Source organism: Rhizobium johnstonii 3841, from assembly GCF_000009265.1.
Lineage (GTDB): Bacteria > Pseudomonadota > Alphaproteobacteria > Rhizobiales > Rhizobiaceae > Rhizobium > Rhizobium acaciae.
In genome coordinates this window covers 22746-36013 of record NC_008379.1, presented here as the reverse complement: position 1 = coordinate 36013, position 13268 = coordinate 22746, and the positions used below count along the sequence as shown (strand labels likewise).

Here is a 13268-nt window from a genome sequence, read left to right as displayed (position 1 = left end):
TCGGTGACTCTTTGCCGAATTTGCATACGAACAGTGGTCTTGAACGGGATCGAACCGGCGTTGGCTAATCGTGAAGCACCTGATAGGTCATAGACCGCCGAGTATGAGGTCTTGGCACCATCTTCAGAGAGAACCCTCGGACCGGACTGGAGCGCTTTTGATGGGCTGGAAAACACCGAAGATCGAATACGTGAATGGCTATAAGATCGTTGAAGTTGAAGGGCCTGCCTTCAAAGTCTACGATGGCGACCGTCAGCTCGGGGACGATTTCCCCTACCCCGGCGAAGCCGCTGCTTACGCAACCTCGTTGCCAAAACGGGATCATCCACGCAGCTAGGCGAGAAGCCGCGGAAGATCATTGGCAAAACCCTTTATGGTGGCCTTACCGAACGTGGAACAAGATTTGACCAGCTCCCGACTTTCTTCACCGCTGGAACTGCTTGGGTGGTCTGAATTCTTCGCGGACCAGGTCCAGCCCAGCGAAGCTGATTTGATCCCCCGACGCATCGCTTCAGTTCACCGGGCACGCATCGAGGCAATCGATGTCACCGGGCCGGTCGGCCTCGAATTTCCATCCAATACCAGTACTGGTGATTACGCGGTCGGCGACTGGGTTCTTGCCGATGCCCTGACTGACATGCTTATCAGACGCCTCGACCGAAAAAGCGTCTTTCAACGACGCCCGGAAGGCGGGCGTGGCCAGCAACTTGTTGCCGCCAACATCGACACCCTGTTGATCGTGACCTCGTGCAATGCCGATTTTAATCTTGCGAGGCTGGAACGTTATCTGATCATGGCCAATCAGGCCGGGAGCAATCCGGTGATTGTGCTGACGAAGGCCGACACCGCGGAAGATGCCGGCATGTTCCAGGCGCAAGCCGAGGCTTTGCAGCGCGATCTGCCTGTCATTGCCTTGAATGGGCGCTCCGCGGACGCCGTTTCCCTGTTGAGGCCCTGGTGCGGCGTTGGCCAGACGGTTGCGTTGGTGGGAGCTTCTGGTGTCGGAAAATCAACGCTGGTGAACACCATGACCGGGCCTGAATCCGACACAAAGCAAAAGACAGGCACCATCCGAGAATATGACGCGCAGGGCCGGCACACAACCACGGCGCGATCCCTGCATGCAATTTCAGGCGGCGGCTGGGTCATCGATACGCCGGGAATAAGAACGCTTTACGTGAGTGATGGTGCCGACGGTATAGACACCCTCTTTGCTGAAATAACTGAACTGGCGCCGCTTTGCCGCTTTCGCGATTGCACCCATGCCCATGAACCCGGGTGTGCGGTCCAGGCAGCTGTCGCAAGCGGTGCCCTGGTCGCCGATCGCCTGGAACGCTGGCGGAACCTGCTTGCCGAAAACCGCGACCGAACACCGGTCGTGAGCGGACCCCGCGGCAACAAGATCGTTCGCAAGAAGAAATATTGAACGTGTTGAACGTTTGCGACGGTGCTCATAGGCGTCAGCCATGATCCGCCACCTGAATTGGCTGGGCTGGGGGAAGCGTTAGCGCTCAATGATCGGGATTGCGGTCAAGAAGAAGACCCTGCAAGCGGCCGCTCCCGCTTGTGAGGGATATGTCTTTGAACAACCGCGATATGAGGCGCGGTCGCAATCCTTGCCTCTCATCGATGAGGAGGAATGACATCCTCTTTATCTCAATCGTGATCACGCCTGCATTGTCATGGCGACGATAATTCCCGGAATCCATCGCATGGAATCCATTTTCCACCGCCCAGGCGGCTATCATATCCGCGTTCATCAAGGTCCTGCTTTAGGAGATGCGGACTTGCTTTCTCTAGCTGTCCCGCTCGCGCAAATCGCTTCGCAGTCCTACGGATACCGTAACTGAAACGTTCTAATCCAGCCAAATCCGTCCAAGATTACAGTTCCCGCTCAGGTGTTGCGAGAAAGACTCGAAGCAATCGTTGCAAATCGGCACGACTCAGCCGGGGCCCCGCCCGTTTAGTGCTCTTGAACGGATGCGAACCGTCGATCCGCTATTCACCAAGCAAGTGATTTGCATGCCGCTGTATCCCACCGCCTATCTGTTCCTGGGCCGTCACGTTCGATAATCCGTGCCCTGATCCGAGGCTGCTGCGGCTCTTGTAGCTCCCCTACCGTACCTTCCCCATTCATTCGGCAAGCTATTTCCTTTGATATTTATCAAGGCATGTTTTTCAAGCCGGGGTATGGTTTCCCGCAACTTGCCGAGGTCGTCCAAGAGCTTTCCTGCGGCAAGTTTTCCAGGGAGATCAACCGGTCCGGAGATAAGATGATGTCATTAAAGCTGATCAGTGGGATGATGAAGTCGTCCGGCGACGAAGCGTTGCTTGCGATGGATGCAGGCGGCGCAAATCAGATGGTCGTCATTGACAGGGCAGCCATTCTGGAGGTCGCAGAACCACGACGTTGCGACGAGAACCGACTTCAGGAAAATATCGAGCTGTTTAGCCGCATTGCGTCCGCGAAGTATGATCGCGGCGACGTCGAACCGGATGGTCGCATCCGAATTAGCGCGGACGATCTCCTTTCATGGCGGCAAGGTGCGCATGTCAAAAGCAAGCCGGCAAGTATCTGCTGAAATGGTTCATGCCTTGCGCCGGCCGGAAGGCGGGCCCACTGATCAACGCCATCGTTACTCAGCAGGGCGCCATCTTTGACGTACGTCAATTCGTAATTCCAGAGCGATGCCAGACTGTAGCAAATATCAGGTCTCGCCTCTTTCGTCTGGAGACTAGCATGAAGCAACACCTCTTTCTTCCGCTCCTCACCTATCCGGATGCGACTTCGGAATTCATGATTGCCAACGCCGTCGCACTTGCACACCACATGCAGGCGACACTTACCGTCTGTGCGATGGAGATTACCATTCCCGACGTTTCCAATGCACTGTCGTCGCTGATCATCGATGCGGGGAAGATGGCGCGGGACGCCGGGGCACTCAGTCGCAAGCGTGCCTCGGCGCTGACCCGGATGGCGGTCGATGCGGCAAAAGCGGCTTGCGTGGACGTACGCACGCGCGAGATCAAGACTGCGGAGCCTTTCGTCGTCGAAGTCCTTTCGGAAGCATCGCGCGCCTACGATCTGGTGCTGCTGGAAGCGGCAGGGATCTCCCGTCCGATCGTCGAGGCGGTGCTATTTGCGTCCGGTCGGCCGCTCATCCTGTATCCGTCTGCACCTTTCGGTGGCCGAATGGACCACGTCGCCATCGCCTGGGATGGCAGCTGCGCTGCCGCACGGGCGGCACATGATGCCTCGTTTTTCCTGGAGCGGGCTTCCAAGGTCCGTCTGCTCTCCGTTATCGATGAGAAGCCCGTGAAATACGAGACGGGCGATTATCTCGTCGAGAATCTGCTGAGGAGCGGCGTAAAGGCGGAGGCGACACGCGTACGTGCGCACGGCGAACCGGTCGGAGAAGTGCTACAGACCAAGGCCTTCGAGTTGCGAGCAGACCTTCTCGTCATGGGCGGTTTCGGCCACTCGCGCCTGCGCGAATTCGTGCTTGGCGGCGCTACCCAAGCCGTGCTGACCAATATCAGCCTGCCTATCCTGATATCGCATTGAGGATTGCTCGCTATGTTCAGGGACCGTCTCCGAAGCGCGAAGCTCTGGGATCGCATTGTCAGTGCCGATGAAGCGGCGCGTCTGATCACGGATGGGATGACCGTCGGCATGAGCGGCTTTACGCGGGCCGGCGAGGCTAGAGCCGTGCCGCTGGCTCTGGCGGAAAGGGCAAGGCGCGATCCGCTGAAGATCACGCTGATGACTGGCGCCTCGCTTGGCCACAATCTCGATAGAACTCTCGTCGAGGCGCATGTCATCGCGCGGCGCATGCCTTTCCAGTCGGATCCTGTCATGCGCGAGGCGATCAATGCCGGCGAGGTGATGTTCATCGACCAGCATCTTTCCGAGACCGTCGAGTCCCTGCGCAGCGGACAAGTCCCGCCAGTCGACGTCGCCGTCGTCGAAGCAACGGCGATTACAGAAGATGGCGGCATCGTACCGACCACCTCCGTCGGAAATTCGGCGAGTTTCGCGATTCTCGCCCCGAAAGTGATCGTCGAGATCAACCTCTCTCAGCCGGAAGCACTCGAGGGGCTCCACGACATCTACATTCCGACCAATCGGCCGAGCCGCGAGGCAATCCCGATCGTGGCACCCGACTGCCGCATCGGCGTGCCGTTCATTCCTATCCCTGCGGAAAAGATCGCGGCAATCGTCATCACGCAGAGCAGCGACAGTGCCTCTACGGTGGAGCCGCCGGATGCCGAGACCAACGCGATCGCCGGTCATCTGACCGAATTCCTGTTGAACGAGGTGCGGCGTGGCCGGCTGACGGAAAGGCTGCAGCCGCTGCAGGCCGGCATCGGGACGATCGCCAATGCCGTGCTTTATGGCTTCACCGCGACGCCCTTCCACGATCTCACCCTCTATTCCGAGGTGCTGCAAGATTCGACCTTCGACCTGATCGATGCCGGTAAGCTCGCCTTTGCTTCCGGATCCTCCATGACACTCTCGACGCAAAGGCATCGCAGCGTGCTTTCCGGGATCGAGCACTACAAACAGCGGCTGGTGCTGCGACCGCAGGAAATCAGCAACCATCCCGAAGTCATCCGCCGGCTCGGTATCATTGCGATCAACACGGCATTGGAATTGGACATCTACGGCAACGTTAACTCGACCCATGTCGGCGGCACGCACATGATGAACGGCATCGGCGGCTCCGGCGATTTCGCCCGCAACGCCTATATGTCGATCTTCGTGACGAAATCGCTTGCCAAGGACGGGGCGATCTCACGCGTCGTGCCGATGGTCAGCCATGTCGATCATACCGAGCATGATGTCGATATTCTCGTTACCGAAATCGGTCTTGCCGATCTTCGCGGACTGGCGCCACGAGAACGCGCCAAAGTCATTATTGCCAATTGCGTGCACCCAAGCTACCGGGAGATGCTCGCGGAATATTACCGGCGGGCGCTGTTGCGCGGCGGGCATACGCCGCATCTGATCGAAGAAGCCCTCGGATGGCACGATAACCTTCGCCGAACGGGACGGATGACGACGGCGACGGCAAGCGCCATCAGCGGCTGCAGGTAGATCATGTAACCGCCGACTGCAATCAGGATGCCCGACTGCAGGAGGGGCTCCGAAACGCTGGTGCCAACGAAGCCACCGACGGGTTCCGCCTTGGCCAGGACGATCGAAAGCTGGACACCTTCGGCGAGTGCATCGACGGGAGATTCGTGAAAGCACTCGGATGCGGCGAGCACGCCCATGCGAAGCCAGCGGATCGCGACCTCGCCGATCCATCCGCGATAGAGGTTCAGCGCCAGCTTGGTCAGACCTTCCAGAAGGGCGAGGCCGAGGTAAGCGAAAACAAGAATCAGGATGGCCAGGTAGGAAGCGCCCCCTGTGGCCGCGTTGATGATGCGCCTTTGCACCTCAAGCGGCGCGATACCGGCGAGGAAGAGGAGGATCGAAAGGGCGGCAATCGCGATCTGATGATGGCGACCCATGAGGAGCACAAAACCGAACAGCTTTTTCGGCATTTGACGTCCTGACCCTCACCCTTCCGATGAGACGGCGAGTTTTTTCCTGTCGGGAAAGAGAAGTACGAATGTTGCCGACATTGCGAGCATCGAGGTGGCCAGCAGTTGCGCCATGCGATCGTTGAGAGCCGGGTGTTCCATGGTTTTCCCTCGAGTTCAGCCCTGTCTGGCCTCGGTCTCCGGGGGCGGGATTGCGACGCCATAATAGGGATCGACCCAGACGAGCTGGTCCTTGATCGACGTCACGCCCGGGACATTCTCCACCGCGACTTTCGCGGCGAGACGTTCGCGTTCGTCAAAGATGGTGCCACTCAGCTCGGCAACGCCGTTCGTGACCCGGCAATGGATGAAGCCGTTACGGCTCCAGCTCTGCCGGGCAAGCTCGGTGTCGATCGCTGCCTGGATCTGCGCATCGCTTGCGGAAACGGCGGCGGCCGGCAGAGCTTGCGACAGCGCGCGCAGCAGGTCGGAGCGGGCAACAATGCCGACGAGCCTGCCATCGGTGACGACGGGCAGGCGCTTGATATCCCGACGCTCCATCAGCCTGACGGCGTCTGAGATCGAAGCGGTCGGCGCGATCGCGCTGACCGGTGCGGTCATCACTTCCTCGACCCGTCGCCCATGAGCGCGGACATATTCGTCGGCGATCTTGCCCGGGCTGGTCAGCCATTCGAGTAGCCAGGAACGCTTGCGCTCGGTGTTCAGCTCACTACGGCGCAGGAAATCGCCGTCGCTGACGATACCGACGAGCGCTCCGTTTGCATCAACGACCGGCAGGCCACTGATCTTGTTGTCGAGCATTCGCTTCGCGGCTTCGGCAACGGAGCAGGATGCCGTTACGGTGATCGGAGGTCATGATGCCTTGAACGAGCATTTTCAACTCCTGATGAAGGCAGGTTTGGGATCGCGCCGATGGCGCTCCGAAGGTTTCGAATGGGTCAGCATTTGGCGACGAAACCATTGGCTGGATATCGATCGCGTCGGAGGGCGGCCGCGCTTGAACCAGTGGGAGGAAGGTAGCGTCGATGAAAGCGGGATGCTTTGATCGACGTCAAAATTGAAGAGGCAAGCATGGTAACGCTTGCAGCCGTCCCTATGAGATCAATAATCAACGCATGTTACGGCAAAGCTGTTCTGCTGCTGTTGGAAATGCCAGCGTCCCGCCGCTTCGCGGCGGCGGGACTGCTGCGCAGTGGTTGGCTAGGCAGCGGACTGTCCCTGCGTTGCCAATGCGCTCGCCTGCCCGGCGATGTCGAGCACCATGCGCCCCTCGATCGTTCCCGCCTTCAGACCGGCAAAGATATCGTTGATATCATCGAGCGGTGCTTTGGCGATCTCGGCCCGGACACGACCTTCGGTGGCGAATGCGAGAGCTTCATCGAGGTCACGGCGTGTTCCGACGATCGAACCACGCACTGTGATGCGTTTCAGCACCACGTCGAAGATCGGCATCGGGAAGTTACCCGGCGGCAGGCCGACAAGGCTGACGGTGCCTTTGCGGCGCACCATACTGAGTGCCTGCGAGAAAGCAGGCGGAGAGACGGCGGTGACAAGCACGCCATGGGCGCCGCCGCTCGTTACTTTCAGCACTTTCTCGATTGTGTCTTCGGACAGCACATTGAGTGCGAGATCGGCGCCGACCTGGCGAGCGAGGTCGAGCTTGGCGGCGGCGACATCGAGGGCGACCACCTTGAGGCCCATCGCCTTGGCATATTGGATCGCGACGTGACCGAGGCCGCCCACACCCGATATCGCCACCCATTCACCGGGCCGTGCCTCGGTTTCCTTCAAGCCCTTGTAAGTGGTGACGCCGGCGCAGAGGATCGGCGCGATCTCGGAGAAGTTGACGTTTTGGGGAAGGCGGGCGGCGAAGGCGGCGGAGGCGATGACGTATTCAGCAAAGCCGCCGTTGCAACTGTAGCCGGTATTGTGCTGGTGTTCGCAAAGCGTTTCCCAGCCGGTTTCGCAATATTCGCAGCGAAGGCAGGCGTCGTGAAGCCAGGCGACGCCGACGGCATCACCTTCCTTGAATTCGGTGACGCCGGAACCGAGGGCGGCGACGATGCCGGCCGCCTCATGGCCTGGAATGAAGGGCGGCGTCGGCTTGACTGGCCAGTCGCCGTCGGCTGCGTGCAGATCGGTATGGCAGACGCCGCATGCGACGACCTTCACCAGAATTTCGCCTGGCCCAGGAACAGGCACCGGCACGCATTCGATTGCGAGCGGTTTGCCGAATTCGCGCACCACAGCCGCCTTCATCAGTTTGTTCGTCATGATCTTCATCCCTTCGCGATGTTTGTTCGGCGGGGATGATGAAGGCGGCACCCGGCGGCGCATTGATTCATCGCAAAGCGGTTCTTGACGGCGTTCAAGGCACACTGCGCGCCGGTTTGATCTCGCCTCTTGCAACATGTCGAGGGGTGCAGGGCCGAGGAATCATAATCCCTATCCCGAGCGCAAACATCTGACGAGGCAACTGCTTCACGAAACCATCCGCGGACGGACGACGGAAGTGGCCGCCGCAAGCGTCAACATGTCCTAAACTCGTCAATCCAGCCTGGCGGTGAAGACGTAGCCGACGCCGCGTACGGCCTTGATGAATTGCGGTCTCTTCGGATCTGTTTCGATTTTGCGGCGCAACCGAACGATCTGGGCATCGATCGTCCGGTCGAAGGCTTCGAGGTTTCGGCCCCGGGTCAGATCCATCAGCACGTCACGGGTTAGCACCCGGCCGGCATGCCGCACGAAGGTTGCCAGCATGTCGAATTCGCCGGTCGTCAATTCGATCTCCGCACCTTGGGGATCGACAAGCTGGCGGCGACTGAGATTGAGCTTCCAATACTCGAAACCGACGATTTCCTCGCTGACCGGCTCGGCATTGGGTCCCGAAGATTGCCGACGGCGCAGGATCGACTTCAACCGCGCATGGACTTCTCTGAGGTGGAAGGGTTTGGCGACGTAATCGTCGGCGCCGATTTCCAGACCGACGATCCGGTCCACGACGTCGTCGCGACCCGTCAGCATCATGATCGGAACATCGGATTGGGCGCGAATTTCGCGGGCAAGATCAAGGCCGTCAGCGCCGCCGGGAAGGACAAGGTCGAGCAGGATGGCATCGAAACTCTGCTGGCGCATGTGTACCCGCATCTCGATCCCGTCGGAGGCGGACGAAACGGCGTAACCTTCGTCCTCGAAATAGCGCGTCAGCATCTGACGAATACGCGGATCGTCGTCGACGACGAGAAGATGCGCGTCATGCTGAAGTGTTGCCATCGCCCATCCGTCAAGCCGCGCTTGTTACAAACTGTTACCCAATGGCACCGTCTTTAACACGCATGGCATCGGTGTGTCACCAGAAGCCGGTCAATTGTACTCATCGACAGCACAGAGGGAACGGTCATGCTGCAGGCAACCCATTTTCACCCCGCTCTAGAAATCGCCAACACGGCGTTTCTCGGCTCCGAGCCGAACTGCTTGCAGGCGCTTTTCAGAAAGCAGCCAGTCGAACATCTGGCCGCCGGCCAGTCGCTGTTCTTCGAGGGCGACGTCGCCAAACACCTCTTTGAAGTGGTTGAGGGGAACCTGCGCATCTTCAGGGTCATCTCCGATGGCCGGCGCGTCATCACCGGTTTCCTCCATGCCGGCGACATTGTCGGCGTATCGTTGAAGAACCACTATCTCTACAGCGCCGAGGCCGTCACCGATACCAAGGTTCGCCGCTTCTCACGCAAGGCTTTCGAGGCTGAGGTCAGCAACTCGCCGGAGTTGCGGCCGGAGGTCTTCGCCCGGCTTCGCGACGAGATGGCCGCCGCTCAGGACCAGATGGTGCTCCTGTCCTGCAAGGATGCCGAGGAGCGGCTCTGCAGCTTCCTGTTGAAGCAGCTTCGCCGTGACCCGGGTCATTGCCGATCCAATGCCATCGTCGAGCTGCCGATGACTCGGCTCGACATTGCCGACTATCTCGGCCTGACGATCGAAACTGTGTCGCGAATGATGACGAAGCTGGCGAACAAGGGGATCCTGGTATCGGCCGGCCGTCATTGCGTGCGCATCATGAAATACGCGACACTCGTGCAGCTCTCCGGCGACGATGATGAATATGATGGCGACGAACGCGGCTTGATCGGTTACGCCGGAAGGCAGCGCCAATGATCCCGAAGTGACGAAAGCCAGAACGCCTAAAGCATGTCGCGCAAAACAACGACATGCGGAAAAACAAAGACTTAAAGCGCGAAGAGCGAATCTGAAAGATCGCGATGCGCTTTGGTGGCGTGCCGCATGAATGAGGTTCACGCGACGCGCTTCAATGAAGCGGCATCGCGAGGTACAGCTTATATCCCCGTCGCCACTTCGGACGATTGCCACGCGCGGCGCCATCTGCGGACGTCGTTTGCCGTGACCAGGACCACGTCGCCGCCGGACCTCTTTGAACCAAGGCCGCTCGCCACGATTTCACAGAACGCGTCGACGTACTGAAGAAAGCGAACTTCAGTTGCGCGAGGTGGCGAGGCTATGGATAGCAGTGCGCGCCTGGAGACAACGACCGTTTTCATGCCTGCGCCGAAACGCACATCTATGCGCCCCGACTTATCTCGCGCATTCAGGCTTGCGGTGACGACATCGTGCTGCACTTTCATCTCCTTCGAGCAGAATCCTGCGTTGCATGAACCGCTGCCAGCCATTGATGCTCCCAGGTTCCTTCCAAGGTACGACATCGGTGCAATGACACTTTGACCTCGGTCAACTCGGCATCATTGCCGTGCGACAAGTCTTGGAGCTTATGGCCATGACGGCGTATGCCGGTATGCATCGCCTGTCAGCCGATGGATCAGCGGCCGCCATTCGAAGGTGGGCAACGTCCGAATAGCTATGTGGGACCTCGGTTACGCGTGGATGCCAACATTGATTTAGAACAAGGAAGGTCGAACAGTTCGACCTCATAAACCATCCTGTTTTTGTCAAAGGATGCGACAATGTCCGACTGTCTGGTCGCCAAGTATGGCGACGCGCGGTTCCCGCGCTACACGAGCTACCCAACGGCGCCAGCCTTTTCAGCCACTGTGGGACCGGATGAATATGCGAGGGGACTCGCAAATATTGAAGAAGCCGGACCCGTCTCCGTCTATCTCCACGTCCCATACTGCCGTTCAATGTGCTGGTACTGCGGTTGTCACACGAGCATCACCCGGCAGGACGGCCCGGTTCGCGAATACCTGGATGTCATGAGCCAGGAGATCGAGCTTGTATCCTTTGCAGCCGGTAACGAGGTCGCCGTAAGGAACGTTCATTTTGGCGGCGGCACTCCGACGATCATGAGGCCGCAGGAGTTTGCCGCAATAATATCAAAGCTGCGAAGCGCGTTCAGGTTTGAGGCGGATGCGAGCATCGCGGTTGAAATCGATCCACGGACATTGGCCGTTCCGATGATCGAAGCGCTGGGCGAAAGCGGTGTCGATCGCGCAAGCCTCGGCGTTCAGAGCTTTGACCCGATCGTGCAAGCCACGATCAACCGAATGCAATCTTTCGAGCAGACTGAGATCGCGGTCAGCGGGCTACGCTCCATGGGCATCTCCAGTATCAACTTCGATTTGATATACGGCCTTCCGAAACAGACAGTGCAATCCTGCCTCGAAACCGTCAGACTGGCCGCGCAGCTGCGTCCGGAGCGTTTCGCCGTTTTCGGTTATGCTCACATACCGGCCTTCAAGAAGCACCAGCGCCTCATAGATGAAGCGTCGCTTCCGGATGCAAAACAGCGAAACGAGCAGGCCGAAGCCATCGCGGAAGAGCTTGTGAAGGCCGGATATGCGCGCATCGGGCTCGATCATTTCGCGCTGCCGGATGATCAACTCGCGGTCGCTGCGCGCAACGGCACGATGGGAAGGAATTTCCAAGGCTACACCACAGATGATTGCAATACGCTGATCGGCCTCGGTACTTCGGCGATCGGGCGGTTGCCGACCGGTTACATCCAGAACCATGTGCCATTGGGTCTGTATCAAGAGCGGGTTGCTTCCGGCATCCTGCCGACAGCCAAGGGATATCTTCTGACCGAAGAGGACAAGCTTCGGGCCAAAATAATCGAGCGGCTTATGTGTGATTTCGAAGTCGATCTCGGACGATTGAGCAAGGAGTCGGGTTTTGACATCGAATTCCTCATCGAGCGAAACGAGCGGCTCAACGACCTCGTCGCCGATGGCGTCGCGACGATTTTCGGAGATCGGATTGTCGTGTCTCAGGACGCACGGTTCATGGTCCGCGCCGTTGCTGCGGCATTCGACGCGTATTTCGGTTCGCACGGGCGCACGCACAGCAAGGCCGCTTGAGCGAGAAACCAGCCCTTGTTCGGCGGTCCGCCTTCAGGACAGGAATGCCGTCGCGAGATGTATCCCGCTATCTCTTTGATCGAGAGCAAAAAGCCCATCGATCAGACAGCCTAGGTTCGGTTGAAAGGAGACCGTGATGACTGGTGCGCAGACCGGGCTATCGAGAGCAACATCCCTGATCGTCCTATTTGCAATCACCCCTGCCAGACCGGTGTCCTGCAACGAACGGGCGTTGACTGCGCGGGTTCCTGCCGCCATGGCGATCGCTCGCCAGCTTGTTGCTACAGAGGTAATAGGATGAAGAACCCAATCCTGAACAGTTTCGAAGAACTCGAAAGCTGCTATGATCAGCTTATGTCGTGGTGCGACGTGCTCCAGGCTATCGCCGACTTTCTGCCTTGCCATATCGATGAAAGCCTCTGCGGCCGTATTTCACGCGGTCTGATCCCGCTGTTGCTGACGACGCACCAGCTCGAAGAGCGCTCGATCTCGTCCGTACTCGGACTGATCATGGAGGTCGAAGAGCTGGCTGATGCAAGGGAACACCGGTACGTTGGTCGTCTATTCGATCATGATGCGGCGCAGCACATAGTCTTCACGCTGGAAACTCTGAGCGAGGGGCGCTGCCGGCTCTCCTGGGAAGCCGTAGGATATCAGCTGCGTTCGTTCTTCTGTTCGATGCGCAGGCATATCAAGTCGGAACAGGAGATCATCAGGCTGCTTCAACGGGCAATGGAGGATGAACCGGCGTCGCGTTCGCCCAAGGTGACTGCTCAGACGGAAACGGCCTGAGCAGCGCGCTGCCAAAGACAATCACGAAGCAATTGCCGCGGGCTTGACGATGATGGTTCTCGTCGTGCGGCACGGCGCGCAAGCGGCGCCGTCCGCACCTGTCGTTCAATCACTGAGTGATCTGAGCCTGGGTGATCTGCGCGAGGTCGGCATCCAGCCTCTTGCGCACCATATTCGGCACCTTGGCGATCTTGATCGGCTCAAGATTAGCCGGGTTGTCGCCGACCTGGATCAATGCAACCATGCCCATGCCCACGTGTGGCGTGCACTTCAAGACATATGCGCCCGGAATGTCGAACTTCACCTGATACTGCTCGTTCGGCTTGGATTTGAAATCGGGAACGCCATCGGGAATGAGGCCCTTGAACGTCTCGACATTGTGGCTCTTGTCGGTGGGAATGAACGTTACAGTATCGCCGGGAGCGATCTTCAGGAAGCCGGGCTCGAACACCATCGCACCGTCGGTACCCTTGTTCAGCATCTGAACCTGGTGGTCGGCAGCCATCAAAGATGCAGCCGAAGCGATCAGGGCTGCCGTTGCAACGATGAAACCGAATTTCAAACGCATTTGCATATCTCCTGTTCCGCGAGGTCTGATTG

The 13268-nt window shown here is 58.8% G+C and carries 14 protein-coding genes and 2 pseudogenes; 8 read left to right on the top strand and 8 right to left on the bottom strand.

Translation table 11 applies throughout. The annotated features are described in order from the left end of the window. The first annotated feature begins 160 nt into the window (after window positions 1-160). Window positions 161-337 (top strand): hypothetical protein, encoded by a 177-nt coding sequence (locus RL_RS40265; protein WP_003549623.1) that lies wholly within the window; start codon window positions 161-163, stop codon window positions 335-337. 36 nt (window positions 338-373) lie between these two features. After that, window positions 374-1426 (top strand): ribosome small subunit-dependent GTPase A, encoded by a 1053-nt coding sequence (rsgA, locus tag RL_RS26055; RefSeq protein ID WP_041936748.1) that lies wholly within the window; start codon window positions 374-376, stop codon window positions 1424-1426. 85 nt (window positions 1427-1511) lie between these two features. Here the strand turns inward: rsgA and RL_RS26050 are convergent, their stop codons facing one another. Beyond that, entirely contained in the window at window positions 1512-1760 is a 249-nt protein-coding gene (locus tag RL_RS26050; protein ID WP_020486896.1) for a hypothetical protein, read from the bottom strand. Window positions 1761-2171: 411 nt separating this feature from the next. Between RL_RS26050 and RL_RS39910 the strand changes: the two genes are divergently transcribed. From RL_RS39910 to RL_RS26035, 3 genes are all read left to right on the top strand, one after another. Next, entirely contained in the window at window positions 2172-2582 is a 411-nt protein-coding gene (locus RL_RS39910) for a hypothetical protein (RefSeq protein WP_157865242.1), read from the top strand. A gap of 158 nt (window positions 2583-2740) precedes the next feature. Further along, on the top strand, window positions 2741-3565 hold the full coding sequence (locus RL_RS26040) for a universal stress protein (RefSeq protein ID WP_041936746.1): 825 nt from the start codon (window positions 2741-2743) through the stop codon (window positions 3563-3565). 12 nt (window positions 3566-3577) lie between these two features. Next, complete coding sequence (locus RL_RS26035) at window positions 3578-5098, top strand: acetyl-CoA hydrolase/transferase family protein (protein ID WP_011649570.1); 1521 nt, start codon at window positions 3578-3580, stop codon at window positions 5096-5098. On the opposite strand, the pseudogene RL_RS38170 reads toward RL_RS26035, so the two are convergent. The 5 genes and pseudogenes from RL_RS38170 to RL_RS26015 form a co-directional block, all read right to left on the bottom strand. After that, a pseudogene (locus tag RL_RS38170) lies at window positions 5059-5550 on the bottom strand (ABC transporter ATP-binding protein); the annotation flags it as partial. The gene RL_RS26035 and the pseudogene RL_RS38170 sit on opposite strands and share 40 nt — an antisense overlap. 15 nt (window positions 5551-5565) lie before the next feature. Further along, window positions 5566-5691 (bottom strand): hypothetical protein, encoded by a 126-nt coding sequence (locus RL_RS41035; protein WP_011649569.1) that lies wholly within the window; start codon window positions 5689-5691, stop codon window positions 5566-5568. Window positions 5692-5706: 15 nt separating this feature from the next. After that, window positions 5707-6424, bottom strand: a pseudogene (locus RL_RS26030) (CBS domain-containing protein). Window positions 6425-6750: 326 nt separating this feature from the next. Continuing rightward, window positions 6751-7833, bottom strand: coding sequence for an alcohol dehydrogenase AdhP (gene adhP / locus RL_RS26020; RefSeq protein WP_041936742.1), 1083 nt, complete (start codon window positions 7831-7833; stop codon window positions 6751-6753). 264 nt (window positions 7834-8097) lie between these two features. Continuing rightward, window positions 8098-8823 (bottom strand): response regulator, encoded by a 726-nt coding sequence (locus RL_RS26015; protein ID WP_041936739.1) that lies wholly within the window; start codon window positions 8821-8823, stop codon window positions 8098-8100. 126 nt (window positions 8824-8949) lie between these two features. On the opposite strand from RL_RS26015, the gene RL_RS26010 reads away from it, so the two are divergent. Then, window positions 8950-9702, top strand: a complete 753-nt coding sequence (locus RL_RS26010; protein WP_011649565.1) for a Crp/Fnr family transcriptional regulator — start codon at window positions 8950-8952, stop codon at window positions 9700-9702. Window positions 9703-9881: 179 nt separating this feature from the next. Here RL_RS26010 and RL_RS26005 read toward each other — a convergent pair whose 3' ends face one another. Then, window positions 9882-10232 (bottom strand): hypothetical protein, encoded by a 351-nt coding sequence (locus tag RL_RS26005; RefSeq protein ID WP_011649564.1) that lies wholly within the window; start codon window positions 10230-10232, stop codon window positions 9882-9884. Between the two features lie 291 nt (window positions 10233-10523). Between RL_RS26005 and hemN the strand changes: the two genes are divergently transcribed. Continuing rightward, window positions 10524-11876, top strand: coding sequence for an oxygen-independent coproporphyrinogen III oxidase (hemN, locus tag RL_RS26000; protein ID WP_011649563.1), 1353 nt, complete (start codon window positions 10524-10526; stop codon window positions 11874-11876). Between the two features lie 297 nt (window positions 11877-12173). Then, window positions 12174-12668, top strand: a complete 495-nt coding sequence (locus RL_RS25995) for a hypothetical protein (RefSeq protein ID WP_011649562.1) — start codon at window positions 12174-12176, stop codon at window positions 12666-12668. Between the two features lie 109 nt (window positions 12669-12777). Here the strand turns inward: RL_RS25995 and RL_RS25990 are convergent, their stop codons facing one another. Continuing rightward, the gene (locus RL_RS25990) at window positions 12778-13236 is read right to left on the bottom strand and encodes a pseudoazurin (RefSeq protein ID WP_011649561.1); all 459 of its coding nucleotides are present in this window, start codon (window positions 13234-13236) and stop codon (window positions 12778-12780) included. Window positions 13237-13268: the final 32 nt, after the last annotated feature.

Excerpts from the sequence above, each read along its gene's own strand:
- RL_RS26050 (WP_020486896.1), bottom strand. The coding sequence starts at position 1,760 with ATGAACGCGGATATGATAGCCGCCTGGGCGGTGGAAAATGGATTCCAT.
- RL_RS25990 (WP_011649561.1), bottom strand. The coding sequence starts at position 13,236 with ATGCGTTTGAAATTCGGTTTCATCGTTGCAACGGCAGCCCTGATCGCT.
- RL_RS41035 (WP_011649569.1), bottom strand. The coding sequence starts at position 5,691 with ATGGAACACCCGGCTCTCAACGATCGCATGGCGCAACTGCTGGCCACC.
- RL_RS26015 (WP_041936739.1), bottom strand. The coding sequence starts at position 8,823 with ATGGCAACACTTCAGCATGACGCGCATCTTCTCGTCGTCGACGACGAT.
- adhP (WP_041936742.1), bottom strand. The coding sequence starts at position 7,833 with ATGAAGATCATGACGAACAAACTGATGAAGGCGGCTGTGGTGCGCGAA.
- RL_RS39910 (WP_157865242.1), top strand. The coding sequence starts at position 2,172 with ATGTTTTTCAAGCCGGGGTATGGTTTCCCGCAACTTGCCGAGGTCGTC.
- RL_RS26035 (WP_011649570.1), top strand. The coding sequence starts at position 3,578 with ATGTTCAGGGACCGTCTCCGAAGCGCGAAGCTCTGGGATCGCATTGTC.
- RL_RS40265 (WP_003549623.1), top strand. The coding sequence starts at position 161 with ATGGGCTGGAAAACACCGAAGATCGAATACGTGAATGGCTATAAGATC.
- hemN (WP_011649563.1), top strand. The coding sequence starts at position 10,524 with ATGTCCGACTGTCTGGTCGCCAAGTATGGCGACGCGCGGTTCCCGCGC.
- RL_RS26040 (WP_041936746.1), top strand. The coding sequence starts at position 2,741 with ATGAAGCAACACCTCTTTCTTCCGCTCCTCACCTATCCGGATGCGACT.
- RL_RS25995 (WP_011649562.1), top strand. The coding sequence starts at position 12,174 with ATGAAGAACCCAATCCTGAACAGTTTCGAAGAACTCGAAAGCTGCTAT.
- RL_RS26010 (WP_011649565.1), top strand. The coding sequence starts at position 8,950 with ATGCTGCAGGCAACCCATTTTCACCCCGCTCTAGAAATCGCCAACACG.
- rsgA (WP_041936748.1), top strand. The coding sequence starts at position 374 with ATGGTGGCCTTACCGAACGTGGAACAAGATTTGACCAGCTCCCGACTT.
- RL_RS26005 (WP_011649564.1), bottom strand. The coding sequence starts at position 10,232 with ATGGCTGGCAGCGGTTCATGCAACGCAGGATTCTGCTCGAAGGAGATG.